This window comes from Providencia sp. 2.29 (assembly GCF_015832305.1).
In the GTDB taxonomy this organism is placed as follows: Bacteria; Pseudomonadota; Gammaproteobacteria; order Enterobacterales; family Enterobacteriaceae; genus Providencia; species Providencia stuartii.
Window position 1 is genome coordinate 2,333,257 of record NZ_CP065420.1, and the last position, 14,610, is coordinate 2,347,866.

The 14,610-nt window shown below is 36.3% G+C and carries 14 protein-coding genes; 5 read left to right on the forward strand and 9 right to left on the reverse strand.

Going from position 1 to position 14,610, the window contains the following annotated elements; genetic code table 11:
• The first annotated feature begins 112 nt into the window (after positions 1 to 112).
• The gene (gene fumC, locus I3B46_RS10695; RefSeq protein ID WP_014656033.1) at positions 113 to 1,510 is read left to right on the forward strand and encodes a class II fumarate hydratase; all 1,398 of its coding nucleotides are present in this window, start codon (positions 113 to 115) and stop codon (positions 1,508 to 1,510) included.
• 57 nt (positions 1,511 to 1,567) lie between these two features.
• On the opposite strand, the gene tus is transcribed toward fumC, so the two are convergent.
• From tus to I3B46_RS10710, 3 genes are all read right to left on the reverse strand, one after another.
• On the reverse strand, positions 1,568 to 2,488 hold the full coding sequence (gene tus / locus I3B46_RS10700; RefSeq protein WP_104873501.1) for a DNA replication terminus site-binding protein: 921 nt from the start codon (positions 2,486 to 2,488) through the stop codon (positions 1,568 to 1,570).
• Between the two features lie 132 nt (positions 2,489 to 2,620).
• Complete coding sequence (locus tag I3B46_RS10705) at positions 2,621 to 3,187, reverse strand: lytic polysaccharide monooxygenase (RefSeq protein WP_104873500.1); 567 nt, start codon at positions 3,185 to 3,187, stop codon at positions 2,621 to 2,623.
• Positions 3,188 to 3,275: 88 nt separating this feature from the next.
• Positions 3,276 to 4,538, reverse strand: coding sequence for an MFS transporter (locus tag I3B46_RS10710; protein ID WP_040133187.1), 1,263 nt, complete (start codon positions 4,536 to 4,538; stop codon positions 3,276 to 3,278).
• A gap of 116 nt (positions 4,539 to 4,654) precedes the next feature.
• Between I3B46_RS10710 and I3B46_RS10715 the strand changes: the two genes are divergently transcribed.
• From I3B46_RS10715 to bioD, 3 genes are all read left to right on the forward strand, one after another.
• Positions 4,655 to 5,557, forward strand: a complete 903-nt coding sequence (locus tag I3B46_RS10715; protein ID WP_036940318.1) for a LysR family transcriptional regulator — start codon at positions 4,655 to 4,657, stop codon at positions 5,555 to 5,557.
• A gap of 101 nt (positions 5,558 to 5,658) precedes the next feature.
• Positions 5,659 to 6,867, forward strand: a complete 1,209-nt coding sequence (locus I3B46_RS10720) for an ROK family protein (RefSeq protein ID WP_014656029.1) — start codon at positions 5,659 to 5,661, stop codon at positions 6,865 to 6,867.
• 144 nt (positions 6,868 to 7,011) lie between these two features.
• Positions 7,012 to 7,686, forward strand: coding sequence for a dethiobiotin synthase (gene bioD, locus I3B46_RS10725; protein ID WP_004920048.1), 675 nt, complete (start codon positions 7,012 to 7,014; stop codon positions 7,684 to 7,686).
• Positions 7,687 to 7,740: 54 nt separating this feature from the next.
• Here bioD and I3B46_RS10730 read toward each other — a convergent pair whose 3' ends face one another.
• The 3 genes from I3B46_RS10730 to ydfG all read right to left on the reverse strand — a co-directional run bounded on the left by I3B46_RS10730 (position 7,741) and on the right by ydfG (position 9,202).
• On the reverse strand, positions 7,741 to 7,974 hold the full coding sequence (locus I3B46_RS10730) for a DUF1161 domain-containing protein (protein ID WP_004920046.1): 234 nt from the start codon (positions 7,972 to 7,974) through the stop codon (positions 7,741 to 7,743).
• Positions 7,975 to 8,000: 26 nt separating this feature from the next.
• A complete protein-coding gene (locus tag I3B46_RS10735) occupies positions 8,001 to 8,372 on the reverse strand; it encodes a DUF1283 family protein (RefSeq protein WP_004920044.1) in 372 nt (123 codons plus the stop codon).
• An 80-nt stretch (positions 8,373 to 8,452) separates the two neighbouring features.
• The gene (gene ydfG / locus I3B46_RS10740) at positions 8,453 to 9,202 is read right to left on the reverse strand and encodes a bifunctional NADP-dependent 3-hydroxy acid dehydrogenase/3-hydroxypropionate dehydrogenase YdfG (RefSeq protein WP_014656028.1); all 750 of its coding nucleotides are present in this window, start codon (positions 9,200 to 9,202) and stop codon (positions 8,453 to 8,455) included.
• A gap of 236 nt (positions 9,203 to 9,438) precedes the next feature.
• Here ydfG and I3B46_RS10745 point away from each other — a divergent pair, with 236 nt between their 5' ends.
• Positions 9,439 to 10,029 (forward strand): hypothetical protein, encoded by a 591-nt coding sequence (locus I3B46_RS10745; protein WP_014656027.1) that lies wholly within the window; start codon positions 9,439 to 9,441, stop codon positions 10,027 to 10,029.
• A 378-nt stretch (positions 10,030 to 10,407) separates the two neighbouring features.
• Here the strand turns inward: I3B46_RS10745 and I3B46_RS10750 are convergent, their stop codons facing one another.
• The 3 genes from I3B46_RS10750 to I3B46_RS10760 form a co-directional block, all read right to left on the reverse strand.
• Complete coding sequence (locus I3B46_RS10750) at positions 10,408 to 10,902, reverse strand: AAA family ATPase (protein ID WP_004920037.1); 495 nt, start codon at positions 10,900 to 10,902, stop codon at positions 10,408 to 10,410.
• A 264-nt stretch (positions 10,903 to 11,166) separates the two neighbouring features.
• On the reverse strand, positions 11,167 to 13,317 hold the full coding sequence (locus I3B46_RS10755; RefSeq protein WP_163762041.1) for a peptidase domain-containing ABC transporter: 2,151 nt from the start codon (positions 13,315 to 13,317) through the stop codon (positions 11,167 to 11,169).
• A gap of 1 nt (position 13,318) precedes the next feature.
• The gene (locus I3B46_RS10760; RefSeq protein WP_040133182.1) at positions 13,319 to 14,593 is read right to left on the reverse strand and encodes an HlyD family secretion protein; all 1,275 of its coding nucleotides are present in this window, start codon (positions 14,591 to 14,593) and stop codon (positions 13,319 to 13,321) included.
• Between the last annotated feature and the right edge of the window lie 17 nt (positions 14,594 to 14,610).

Here is a 14,610-nt window from a genome sequence, read left to right on the forward strand (position 1 = left end):
AGTCGCATTATTGAAATTAAATATGTGGCATTATAGGGGGGTGTTATCGGCTTACCTGCAAGCTGATGATTCCAAAACCGATTATTCTGTGTATGTACTTAAGGAGATAGTAATGGCAGCCACTCGCATTGAAAAAGACTCAATGGGACCAATTGAAGTACCTGCTGACCAGTTGTGGGGCGCGCAAACTCAGCGTTCTTTAGAACATTTCCGTATATCTGTAGAAAAAATGCCTGTTGCGTTGATTCATGCATTAGCAGTGACTAAAAAAGCTGCTGCAAGCGTGAATATGGATTTAGGCTTACTGCCTAAAGATCGCGGTGATGCGATTATCGCTGCGGCTGACGAAGTATTAGCTGGCAAGCATCCTACTGAATTCCCTCTTGCTATCTGGCAAACGGGGTCTGGTACTCAAAGTAATATGAACATGAACGAAGTACTGGCGAACCGTGGTAGCGAGATCTTAGGTGGACAAAGAGGTAATGAGCGTCTTATTCACCCTAACGATGATGTTAACAAGAGCCAAAGTTCAAACGACGTATTCCCAACTGCAATGCACGTTGCGGCCGTTGTTGCTATTCGCGAGCACTTGCTACCTGAATTAAAAGCGTTACACAAAGTATTAGATGCTAAAGCAAAAGAATTTAAAGACATCGTAAAAATTGGTCGTACCCACCTACAAGATGCAACGCCATTGACTTTAGGCCAAGAAATTTCTGGCTGGGTAGCGATGTTAGCGCATAGCGAAAAACACATTGAAAACTCTGTACCACACGTATGTGAGTTAGCGCTGGGAGGTACGGCTGTTGGTACCGGTCTAAATACTCACCCTGAGTATGCGGTTCGTGTTGCTAAAAAAATTGCGGAACTGACTGGTCAACCATTTGTTACTGCACCTAACAAATTTGAAGCACTCGCAACATGTGATGCTTTAGTTCACGCTCATGGTGCACTAAAAGGCTTAGCGGCGTCCCTGATGAAAATTGCTAACGACGTTCGTTGGTTGGCGTCAGGTCCTCGTTGTGGTATTGGCGAAATCGCAATCCCTGAAAACGAGCCAGGTAGCTCAATCATGCCAGGTAAAGTTAACCCTACACAGTGTGAAGCTTTAACGATGCTATGTGCACAAGTGATGGGTAATGACGTTGCTATCAATATCGGTGGTGCTTCAGGTAACTTTGAACTGAACGTGTTCCGCCCAATGGTGATTGATAACTTCCTGCAATCTATCCGCCTACTGGCTGACGGTATGCGTAGTTTCAACGAACACTGTGCGATTGGTATTGAACCAAACCGTGAAAGAATTGAGAAGCTACTTCATGAGTCATTGATGCTGGTTACTGCTCTTAATACACATATTGGTTACGATAAAGCCGCTGAAATTGCTAAGAAAGCACATAAAGAAGGCTTAACGTTGAAAGAGTCAGCATTAAAACTAAATTATCTGACTGCTGAGCAGTTCGATGAGTGGGTTCGCCCAGAAGATATGGTTGGCAGCATGAAAAGCTAATCAGTTAATTTATTAACTGAATATTTAAACACCTGCTCATCAATGGCAGGTGTTTTTTTATATTTCCATATATAAATTTAAGCGGGGTATCAGTAGCTCAACAGGCTTAGACCTTGGTCGATTACGGATCGCAATGTTATCAACATGGTAATCGGGTAGGTTACCTATCACAATATCAGTCAGTGATTTTTCAACCGCAAAAATGAGCAAAGGGTTGGCACAAGCGAACTGAGTTTGTTTTTGTTGGGCGCTATCCCAAACACGAGCAATAGGTTGCACTTTAACGGGGCGTTGTGTTTTAAGTACTACGTCATTATTTAATTGGCTGATCAATAGAATTTCTTGCTCTAATTGTTTCAACCACTCTTCCTTTGCAACTCCCAATGGTTGGCGCCCACTTTCCAATGAGCCTTGCAGCTTGCTCAACACCTGTTCTTTTGTCATTTTATTTATGACTTTTTTATTTGCCCAACCAAACCTTATGGTATCGATATCAGTAAGGTAGGTTAGAGTTCGATAGGTATTTAATGTCAGTAAACCATGCAGTGTATCATGAATAAATTCAAAACGTTGCGATTCATCAACCCCTGATTTTTGAGTGACTATTTGTTTTATCTGTATTTTTAATTCATTGATCTCATCTAGCAAGACCCGAAAAGTTTGATAAGTAGAATAGGGGGTATCAATACAGATCGCGCCAGGTAACCTAACGGCTGATTTATTACTGGTGAGTTCTGATTTATCATGAATAAATAATAGGTTATAATGTTCGATAGCATGTTGGATGGCAAGTTTACCTGTTATTTTTTCAACGTCGATTTGTTTAATCTCATTATTTTCTTCTCCTTTCATGACATCCGGAAGACGAAAAATGGTCGCAGAGATAGAAGGTTGCTCAGCAATCAATTGGCTAAGTTCCGTTATTTTACTTTCTAACCGGTTAAAGCCTTCAATAAGGTCATATTTGGCATTATTCATTATGCAACACCCCTAATTAGTTACAACATACTGTATCTAAATTAATCATAACAAACATCAAGCATTGTGCAAATAAATAAGTTAACTAGGAAGAAAAGGGAGAGGCGACATCCCCCCTTTATTGCATATGTTTTATTTGATATCGAGATCAATCACCTGATAAAAAGCATTCTCAGTGTCAGCGATACTCCATACAGCAAGTACTATTTGGTATCCACGATTTTCTTTTGGCAATACGCATTGGTGCTCAACAATGGTTTCTGGTCGTGAAGGGGTAGCATATTGACAAAAGGGTATTAAGATTAATTGTTCACGCGTTATTGGTAAGTTGGGGTTCCAGTCAGGCTTAGTAATAAAGTATTGCCAATTAGCTGTCGCATGCCTTGCTGTTAAATACCATTTAAAGGTTTGCTGAGGCTCTGTGATAATATTTTTTACCCATCGAGCTGACGTCTGTTCATCCAAAGCAGCAAAACGGGGAATACCTGCACTTGCAATCTGTCCATCTTGTGGCCCTGAAAGGGGAAAACCTTTAGGACCTTCTAGCGATTGCGGCTCGTATTGTATTGCACCACAATTGCTATTTAGATTTTTTTTACACAAAAAGGCTCGGCTTTTAGGCTCTTCTACATAACCATGTCCCAATGTGATAGCAGAAAAGCAGAATAAGAAGGGAAGTAATAAAAGTCGTTTTTTCATTTGTTGTCCTCATAATTGTTGAGGACAACATTTTCACTTAAACAAAAGTGCAAAATAAATTCCATCATTTGGTAAGTATTACCAAACCCTAACAGCTAACTTTCAACTTGTAAGCGATTAACATACCAATAATGAGTAATCCTGCAATAAACCAAGCTACACCAGACCAACCAAACTGAAACCAAAAGATCCCGCCTACAGTCCCTGCTATACTTGAGCCTGCATAATAACTGAATAGGTAAAGTGAAGATGCTTGACCTCTTGCTCGTTTAGCACGATGACCAACCCAACTACTCGCGACCGAGTGGGCAGCAAAGAAGCCCGTTGTTAGCACCGTCATGCCAAACAGAATGATCCAAAAACTAGAAAAGAGTGTTAACAATATACCCGCTAACATTAAAACTAAAGCAGCGATTAAAACTTTACCTAACCCAAACTTGTTAGTTAAGCTTCCCGATTTAGATGCGCTATAAGTTCCTGTTAAATAAATTATTGATAGCATACCTACTGTTGCCTGACTGAAATGATAGGGGGCTTCCAGTAAACGATAACCAATATAGTTATACATAGTGACAAACCCGCCCATCAAAACAAAGCCTTCAATAAACAGCCATGGTAGACCTTTGTCTCGAAAATGAAGACGCAGATTGACCCATAAATTTTTTGGTTTTAAAGAGCTTGCTCGAAAATGTTGTGATGGTGGTAATAGGCGCCAAAAGCTGATCGCGGCAATTAAAGCGAGTGCCCCTAATAGTATTACAGCAACGCGCCATGAATAGAAATCAGCAATCACCCCTGTAACAAGACGGCCACTCATTCCACCGATAGAGTTACCACTAATATAGAGGCCCATTGATAATGCGACATAACTCGGGTGAATTTCTTCACTGAGATAGGTCATGGCAACCGCTGCGACGCCACTTAGAGATAAACCCACAAGTGCTCTTGCAATTAAAATACCTTGCCAACTTTGCATAAAAGCACTCAACAAAGTAAATAGTGCGGCGCTTGTTAACGCTACTACCATCACATTTTTTCGCCCAATTGCATCTGATATTGGCCCCGTAATAAGCAGCCCTAGCGCCATCAAGCCGGTACTTAATGATAAGGAAAGACTAGCCGTTGCGGGAGAAACATTAAAATCCTCTGACAACATTGGCAAAATAGGCTGTACAAAATAGAGCAACGCAAACGTTGCTAAACCGACAGTGAAAAAAGAAAGAGTGACGCGTAAATACAACGCATCATCACGTTGAATATAATGTTTCTTCGGTAAGTTATGGGGGCTTGAGTTATCTAGCGTTCCGTTAGCCGTATTTTCAGTCGTAAGACTATTTGATGAATTTTCCATAAAGAATTCCTTGCCATAACAACCCAATTGATTTCGATCAAAGAATAGAAATCTCAGACTATTTTGTCTAATATATTAATTATTACCAATAATACTTTAAACATATCAAAGAAAAAATGGCTATTGAATTAAGACACTTACGGTATTTTATTGCTGTTGCAGAAGAGTTACATTTTGGGCGAGCTGCGGATCGATTGCACATTTCTCAGCCACCATTGAGTCAGCAAATTCAATCACTTGAAGAACAGATAAACGCAAAATTACTTGAACGAAACAATAGAAATGTTTCATTAACCCCTGCTGGTAATATGTTTCTCAAAGAGGCTTATCAAATTTTAGCCCAGGTCGATGCAGCGGCTACAAAAGCAGCACGGATGGAAAAAGGGGAATTAGGGGAACTTTCTATTGGTTTTACATCAACGACGCCGTTTATGAATAAAGTGACCATGAGTTTACGTCAATATCGTGAATCATATCCCGAAGTGGCTATCCATATGCATCAGATGAATACAAAACAGCAACTTGCCCCCTTACTTACAGGGCGTATTGATATTGGGATCATGCGTAATACCGAACTCCCTGAGCAGCTAAACTACCAACTTCTATTTAAAGAGCCGTTTATGGTTGCTGTGTATGAAGGCCATCCCTTATTAAAATATGAAAAAACAGGTGTCGACATTCATCTATTGGCGGAGTATCCATTAGTATTTTTCGAACGAGAGGTAGGTACAGCTCTCTATGATGAGATCCATAATCTGCTTACTTCCGCTGGCGTGACGCCCAAAATATCTCAAGAGGCAGGGGAAGCAATGACAATATTAGGTTTAGTCTCTGCAGGTATGGGAATTTCGATTATCACAGAATCTTTTACCCGTATGAAAATTGACGGTGTAAAATACATCAGATTTTCAAATATTGAAGCCGCATCGGAAGTCTGGTTAGTCTACAATACGCGTAGAGCATTGCCTGCTGCTGCAAAAAAATTAACGGAATTACTGATTGAAAATATTGTTGGCTAAATAACGTGATTCAAATCACAAATAACATGTATATCGGAGTAATTGCATTCTATATTACGCATAATAACTGACTGCTTTATAACGGGATTTAACACTGAATTATGGAAAACCAAACGGGTCATATTGATCAAATCAAACAACTAAACACAGGTATTGTCTACCGTGTGATTGATCAATATGGGCCAATTTCTCGGATTGCATTATCTAAACAATCACAATTGGCACCCGCAAGTATCACAAAAATTACGCGCGAGCTCATTGATGCCCATTTAGTTAAAGAAATTGAGTTTCCCGTTCTCGGCTTGCGAGGTAGGCCCGCGATTGGATTAGTCATTGAAAGTGAAGGGTGGCAGTTTTTATCTATCCGCCTTGCCTGTAACTCTATTAGCCTTTCATTAAAAGAGATCAATACACAAACTATCGTAGAACAAGACTATCCATTTGACGTTAAAGGTAATGAGCAATTTTCCAATACGCTCTCATCATTAATTAGCCATTTTTTTGCGACATATTCACGCCATTTAGAGCGTGTTACGGCCATTAGTATTGTTTTAGATGGTTTGGTGGAGCCTTTCTCTGGTGTAATTTATGCTTTGCCTTATTACGACATTGATAATTTACCACTTGGTCATTTTTTAACGGAACAAACTGGGCTACCGACTTATATACAGCCTTATGTTAATGCGTTAGCACTAGCCGATTATTTTTCTTTGTACGAAAAAAGAACAGCAAAAAACATCATTTATTTACAAATTGATTGTGTTGTTAGCGCTGCAATTATCAATAACGGCATTGCATTAGATAGTCATACGCGACGAGCGATACATTTTGGGCATGTACAAACACAAAACACGGGGGAAACTTGTTATTGTGGTGGTATTGGTTGCTTAGAAGGGGCAATCGCTATTCCGGCTATCTTAAAACATGCCGTGGAATTACAACATTTATACCCATCATCCTCATTTTTCAATCATGACATGACTATCGATAGTTTTTGTTTAGCTGTGGAAGACCAAGATCCACTCTGTTTACATGTACTCAATGATATAGCGCAAATACTTGCCAAACAGCTCGGTCAACTCATTAATATCTTCGGCACCGAATTAATTTTAATCAATTCTCCGCTAAATCGGATTTCCTCTGTATTTTATTCACTTTTACATCAATATTGCCATTCGCAGTCTATTCCTCTATATCGTGGTGAATTACGCATTGAACAATCTGAAGTTACTAAAAAAGAGAGTGAAACTGCATTAGTTCAACAAGCATTATATGATGGTTCTTTATTACTTCAGTTACTGCAAGGTTAACAGTAGTTAATAAAATTTTTGCTATTAAACAGAAAATTGAGCTAACGCAAACTTAAGAGTTACCCATTCCCATAAACTGATTCCATATCATTTTTCACTGCAACATGTATGCAGTCGTCTGTCACTTCAGGATAGAAAATAACTATGATGAATCTATTTGTTACCGGGACAGATACGGATGTCGGGAAGACAGTCTCCACGTTAGCAATACTGCAGGCTCTTAATGGCCAAGGAATTAAAGCTGTAGGCTATAAGCCTATCGCTGATAAGTGTATTGATACACCGGAAGGTATGCGGAATAAAGATGCTTTGTTAATACATGGGGCGTCACAACAACTTGTATCCTACGATGATGTTAATCCAATTAAAATCAAAGATAATTACAGCCAAGAAAACTGTATTGATTTCAATAAGATTAAACAAGGACTAGAAAACTTAAATAGTCAATGCGACACCGTTGTTATCGAAGGTAATGGGGGATGGCGCTATTTATTGGATGACAACACATTTTATACTGATTGGCTAAAAGGACAAAAAGTCGGCGTTATACTTGTCGTTGGCATCCAGCATGGCTGTGTAAACCATACATTACTGACTGCAGATGCAATACGTGCCGATGGTTTGCCGCTTATCGGTTGGATAGCAAACCGTATCAATCCAGGGTTGGCACATTATGCCCAGATCATTAATCGCTTACAAAAACACTTAAAGGCACCGTTGTTAGGCGAAATTCCGTATTTATTACGACCGGAAGAAAAAACGCTATGTCACTATTTAGATCAAGATAAGATCAAAGCATTTATGTGCGAATATGCGTAGCTTATCGAGGATGATTGAAAAGGGCGCTGATAATAGCGCCCTGAGTTTTATTGATCAATGACGAGTATAAATGATCTTATATGTTTCATTTTGGCAATGGCCAACAACTTGCCCTTGCGCTTGTTCAGCCTCATCATTTGGAACAGCAACTAAGCTAAAATTATCGGCAGGAACGCCATTGTTAATAATTTTCTGCTTAATTTCTTCAATAACACTTTCACATGATGCTTGTGCTAACACTGGAGCAACGAGTAAGCATAGCGCTGGAAATATAAGTCTTTTCTTCATAATAACTCCTTAATGGGTTTAATGAGTTATGGGCGAGCTAATGGGCGTCCTGTATTTACATCTAGGCAGCGTTGTGTATTCGGCTCCCAATAAGCATTTAAATTAAGACTTTTCTCGCAGGCATCTTTTGCATCAAATGCAGCGTCAACCTTATCAAACTCTTTTTCAGTACGGGAATTTACTTTTGTACGTAAACTCCGTGTTTGATCCCACTGTTCCTTTTCTTGGCGTGCCTGCTCTTTTGTCAAAACACTATCAACATTTCCCGATGTAACACAAGTGCTTCCTGCTGAGCAGTTAACATTCCCTGCATGCGCTGCTGAAGAAAGCCCCAACAAAGGAAGGCAAAACACTACCGCCGCTAGACCTTGCTTAACAAACTTTAGTGATGAGCTCATTATAATTCCTTACAAAGTTAGTTCTATTCGACAATATAAACACAAATATAGCGCAAATTCCTTTAGAAAAGTACGAAAAATCACGCCTCTTTATAAACAGTTAAACCAGCAAAGGTTTGACAAACCGGCATCAATTCAAGTGTATTGACGTTCATACGAGCAGGCAATGTCGCTACCCAGTAAACCGTTTCAGCAATATCTTCAGGTGTAAGTGCATCCGCGCCTTTATAGATATTCGCTGCTTTATCATCATCACCTTTAAGACGAACATTAGAGAATTCTGTTCCGCCAACTAATCCAGGTTCGATATCAGTTACTCGGACTTTTTTGCCTTGGAGGTCAGCCCGTAGTCCTAATGAGAATTGCTTAACAAACGCCTTAGTGGCGCCATAAACATTACCACCTTTATATGGCCAGTTAGCCGCTGTTGAGCCGATATTAATAATATGGCCATGATTATTGGCAACCATAGTTTGCAATACTTCGTAGGTCATATTGACTAAACCTTTCGTATTCGTATCAATCATTGTTGCCCAATCGTCAGGGTTAGCCTCGAATGCGGGTTCTATACCTAGCGCTAAGCCCGCATTATTCACTAAAACATCAATATTTTTTAGTGCTGTTGGTAATCCTGCAATGGCATTTTGAATTGCTTTCCGGTCTCTTACATCAAGAGTAATAGGGTGAAAGTGCGAGCCTAATTCTTTTTGTAGTGCTGTTAGTCGCTCTGTACGACGACCCGTTCCAATAACGGTTGCTCCTTGCTGAATAAAGCGACGCGTAATTGCTTCGCCAAAACCTGAAGTTGCTCCTGTGACTAATATGATCATATTTTCCCCTGTCATTTTATTATTGCTTCATATTATGTGACTATTCTAGCGCTTGTAACTCTAACCTACAAAAATCTTCTTGTCATGATAGAGAAAATAGAGCGCATCCGCACAATGCTTGTGCTAACAACATAAAAATATTCATAAAGTGATGCATTAATGAATATTCTCAGTTATAACGAGTGATGAATAAAAAATCAGGCCAAGAAAGTAATTCGACATTAGGATGACATCAAATGAACTATCAAGTTGCACCATTTTGGCTGTACTCAAGTAAATTAACTTTGTTGATTATTATTGCGTTAGTCATTTCTTTTTATAACGTGACTGGCTTTATTTTATACCTAATATTCTTAGGGTTAATTTGGGCTGTATTGCTCTCTATTAAAATTCACGGATTAAAAGAAAAAGGCCTTATCCTTAGAAATAGTGAGACGTCAACATGGATGGTTTATATAAGAGGGATCCCAGTTCAAGAGCAACGTCAACACTTGAAAAATCCCTATTTTGCGATTAAAAATCAGGGAGTTAGTTTTATTTTCAAAGCATTATCTATTAAGCTATTTATTCAAATTTTCTTTATTGGGCTGATTTTTAAACAAACATTAGTTGTCGATAACATTTATATTCAGCTTGTATCGGTTCTCGCTAGCTTCGCAATTCTCTGGTCTCTACTACAAACTATATGGGCATTATGTGCCATAAAAACTGAAAAAATGGTCATTAATGAATTTACATCTCCCAGTAAATCCCAATGGTATGAGATTAGTTTCCGGACTAAAAAGAATACAGTCAAAACAGCTTTAGAGTGCATATTGGCACTGTAGCAATAAAAATAATAAATCTGATGCAGAAAAAGAGGTGACATTGCTACAAAAGCAAATAGTCGTTTACGGCAATTTGTTGAAGCTAAACTTAAACAAATAAACGCACAGTAATATAAATCAAGTTACCTTAAGTCAGCCAATTAACCATAAACACAACTCGTAACAACAAACAAGGATAGGCGCTACAGAGCTTCCAGATAAAGTAGATTTCATATGCTTCTTTAAAAAAGAGAACATTTTTAACTGATACGATGGTATTACATATCAATATATTGAAACCAACAATTTCGATAAAAAATTGGCAGGTTTGGCTTTTAATTTAAGCTAAACTCAGTTAATCAAGCAAACCATACTACATAATTTATAATATAATGAATTTTATAGCTCACTTTTTAAAATTTTCCTACATAAAGAAATATTCTTGATAGGGATGACCTTAGAAGATAACGCATTGTGTGAAGCTAAAAACTCATTTAAACGTTGATCATATTTTTTCGAAAAACGCAATAACTCAACTGTATTTAAGAGTGTTTCTTTAGGCTTTTTTCGCATAATTGTACTGATTAAAAATCGGTTGGCTAAACGAATAGCACGTAAGTAATAAGGCACATTCATCCTAAAAATAATGGAACATTCGAGAAGAAAAGGGTAAAGACGCTTATCATACGCTCCCTCAATAATCCATCTATCAGTACTTAAAATCATTTCAATCTGAGATTTAATGAATTCTTCTGAGTTTTTACGGTATTCATTTCCTGTCATATCCCAATAAATAGCATCAAATTCATACACTGGCAAAGAGAGTTCTTTTGCTAATTGAGTTGCTACCGTTGTTTTTCCTGCCCCTGAAGGGCCAATAATACAAATTTTCATTTTTTAAATATTCGGTTTTTTGATAAAAAATTGCCACTGGATGAGCTGAAAATAAAAGTCAGTCATTAAGCCTATTATTGGTGATAAATTGCCATGTTTATCAATCATGTAGATAACAATTCATATCAATAATATTTTAGAAAATCATAGCTAGAGCTCATTTTTCAACCCAATGAAGATTATATTCGATTAATTAATCATCATAACTAATAACGCAGTTATGAGATTTTTTGAGACGTTATCTCTCCCGTTCAACGGATAAAATCAATCATTAATTTTCGAAACGTCTCTTTGACTCCTTCTTTCTAACTTTGCTATAGCCTCCCAGGGGTTAAGTACCCGATCTACACTAGCGATTGTTGATTCCCGATGAGCAATTATGATTCTAGTTATTTTTAATGATGAGATAGATTGATTGATATAAGCTTCATTTTTTAAATCTAAATGACTTGTCGCCTCATCTAAAAATAATATGCTCGGTTGTTTATATAATGCTCTAGCTATCATTAGTCTTTGCTTTTGTCCTCCAGATAAACTACCACCTAATTCGCTTAACATCGTTTCATATCCCATCGGCATTTTCATGATTTCTTCATGTATATTAGATAAAATAGCGCATTCAACTATTCTTTTATCATCTTTAACACTCTCAAAACTGGATATGTTTTCTGCTATAGTGCCAGAAAATAGCTTATCATCTTGCAAAACACATGCTATTCTGTCTCTATAATTATTTAATCCTATCGTATCTACATTTATATCGTTTATATAAATATTTCCACTTGTAGGGCTTAGCAATCCAGACATAACCTTCATTAAAGTTGTTTTCCCCATACCGGAAGGGCCTACAATGGCCACACTCTCACCAGCCTTTACAGAAAAACTTAAATTAGAGAAAATTTCCATTGAGTGAACATCATACTTAAATGATATCTTATCAATGCGGATATCCATGCTTTTATTGGGTAAAATCAACGCGTTTTTGGGCTGGTAATTTTCAGTATCTGTAAAAATTACATCTGATACTCTATCACAGTGAAGAGTTAGCATCTTTATTTCCAATAGCATATTTATTAAGTTCGCAGCTCTCTCTGAAAACTGACTTCGATAAATATTAAAAGCAACAAACATCCCTAATGATATTAAGTTATCCATTACCATTAGTGAACCAATCCATAAGATAATGATATGATCTATAGATGATATTAGTGAGTTCGCCCCATAAAAAAACATGCTTAGTTTTGTATTTTTAATATTCGAATTAATGGCTTCAATATTTAAGTTTAACCAATTCTTTGATCTGGATAGACTTAGACCTAATGATTTTATAGAGGCAATACCATAAATTGTCTCTGTAAAATGGGAATTCGCTTCTGCACTCTTAACAATATATTCTTCAGCGTATCTAATATATTTATTATACATTAAAACTCTTAGTGCAATGTATAATAGGGTAAATCCCATAACAATTAAGACTAGCTTTGAGCCATACAAGGTCATCATTATAAAAAGCCCTATGACCATTACTCCATCAACTATTCCATTAATAATATTGTTTATTAGAGTATTACGTAGTGAATCTAATGATTCTAATCGTGACTGGATATCCCCAACTTTTCTTTTTTCGAAAAAGTCAAGGGGCAATTTCATTAAGTAATCAAAAAAGCTTATTTTCCATTGAACATTGACCAATGTATCTATAAATAAAGAAACCCATGCCCGAACAAATCTCAACGCAGCATTGAGTAATGTGAAAACAAACAAACCAAGTATCACTAGTGCCAGTAGGCTATAGTCACTAGATATTACAACATGGTCCATGATTAACTGGGTTCCTATAGGAAATGCAATATTTAGTCCCTCAATTAAAAATGATAAGCACAATACTTTTAATAGTGATGAAGGAAAGTTCGTTATGTTGTTTAACAATGTCCTTATATTTAACCTGGAAATCTTTTTTACTTTCTTAAAGTTACTGTCAGGCCACACTTCCATGGCTACACCGGAAAAACTATTTGAAAACTCATTAATATTGATTGTTCTTTTACCTATCGCTGGATCTTGAATAATGAATTTGTTATTCCTAATTGCGATTAATACAACAAAATAATTCATATTCCAATGCAGTATACAGGGTTTCTTCATTAAGTTTAATTCATCAATATCAATTGATAATGCTCTTGTTTTTAAATTTAAATTTATCAAAGCTTCAATTAAGCTTTGAAGTGTTGCTCCTTGAGATGAAATCCCAAATTCTCTTCTTAGATTAACCAAATCTATTTCCATTCCATAGTATCTGCAGATCATGGCTATACAGGCCAAGCCACACTCTGATGATTCAGATTGAATAATATTAGGTATTCTTCGTTTGAATTTAAGATCTAATCTATCTAAAACAAAATTAATATCTACCATGCTATTTACCTTCAGAAACGCTAGAGTCATAATACGATGATGTCACCCATTGATAAAGAGGCCGTTTTTCTAAAAATAATATAGCTTCAGCCTTTAAACCGTTGGATAAATACAATTTTTTATTTTTATATTTTATGCTTTGATTATCTAATTCAACTATTACTTTGTAAAAAGATGTATTAAAAGAGCTTTGTAAATTTACTGGTGAGCTGGAATATAATAACATTTCATTTTTTGAAATGGGTAATTTTGATATCATAGATATACTTCCTGAAAACTGTCCAAATTTTTGGTAAGGAAAAGAGTCATAGCGTATTTTTATTTTGTCCTTTACATTTAAATAGGGGACGCTACTACTTGGAACCCATAAAATCAATTGATACCCTGATTCATCGCTTCTAATTATTTTTATGATATTTTCTCCAGGGTCAATAAGCTGCCCCTCATTAACATTTAAAGTATCAATAAAACCATCAATTGGTGACAGAATAAATAAAGTATTATTTGCATTTGCTTCAGATAACTGCTTTTGAAGATCTATTTTTTGAGATTCATACTTATATATTTGAGTATCAAAATCAGCCATCTTTATCTTTAAGTCATTTTCTAAGTTTGATATCATTAAAGAGTCTTGATTTATTTGGTTTCTTATACCCTGATAAGCCACTTGCTGCTGATAAAATATGTTACTTTGATTTGTTAATTGTTCTTTATTAATCATTCCTTTTTTCAAATAAATCCTATAATTATCTAAACTCAATTTAGCTTCATTGAGACTTTTTAAAATAGCGAGTTCCATGTCTTTATTTTGAATATTAGACTTCTTATATAAATTTATTTGTGTTTCTATATTCTTTTTTGTCATTTCTTTGCTATCTATTGTCTTTTTAATTATATCATCAATTTTTTCCACTTGATAATTAATGGAGTTAACTGTGTTAACACCTAGATTCCCATTTTTTGTTACCTTGCTAATATCTAGTTGATATATTTTTTGTCCTTTTTTTACATAATCACCGACATTAACAAATTTTTTAATAACAATACTTTGTTGCGTTACGGATATATTTACAGGTTGTTTCTTTGATATTACCTCACCAATAACCGTTTCTTTCCTAGTAATATCTAGGAACAAAAACATAAATAATGCTATAGAAATAAAAAAAACTGATATTACAATATAAAATAACAATGGGATTTTTGAGATAATTAGAGCTTTACCTGTCCATCGACTTTTTTTATACTCTAATGCTTCTTCTCTAAATATACCATTCATAATCACCCTCTATTTAA